Origin of the sequence: Bacillus sp. SIMBA_074 (assembly GCF_046534555.1) — a bacterium.
Classification (GTDB): domain Bacteria; phylum Bacillota; class Bacilli; order Bacillales; family Bacillaceae_G; genus Bacillus_A; species Bacillus_A mycoides.
In genome coordinates, this window is the sequence record NZ_JAWRYM010000431.1 from 1 (window position 1) to 276 (window position 276).

1 protein-coding gene is annotated in these 276 nt (G+C 57.2%); it reads left to right on the top strand.

The window, feature by feature from the left end; all coding sequences use genetic code 11:
* On the top strand, positions 1 to 276 hold a 276-nt coding region (locus SB773_RS31455; RefSeq protein ID WP_410594226.1), incomplete at both ends, for a family 16 glycosylhydrolase.

Below are 276 nucleotides of genomic sequence, written 5' to 3' on the forward strand. Positions count from 1 at the left end.
TGAAGGCCGCCACCGGCTCGGGTCTGAACTCGGCCTTCTTCACCTATATCGGCCCGACCGACAAGAAACCGCACGATGAAATCGATTTCGAGGTGCTGGGCAAGAATACGGGCAAGGTGCAGCTCAACCAGTATATCTCTGCCAAGGGCGGTAACGAAAAACTGGTACCGGTGGAAGGCGGAGCCGATGCCGGCTTTAACGATTACGCCTTCGTCTGGGAGCCTCAGCGCCTGCGTTATTACGTCAACGGCAAGCTCGTCCATGAAGTGACGGACG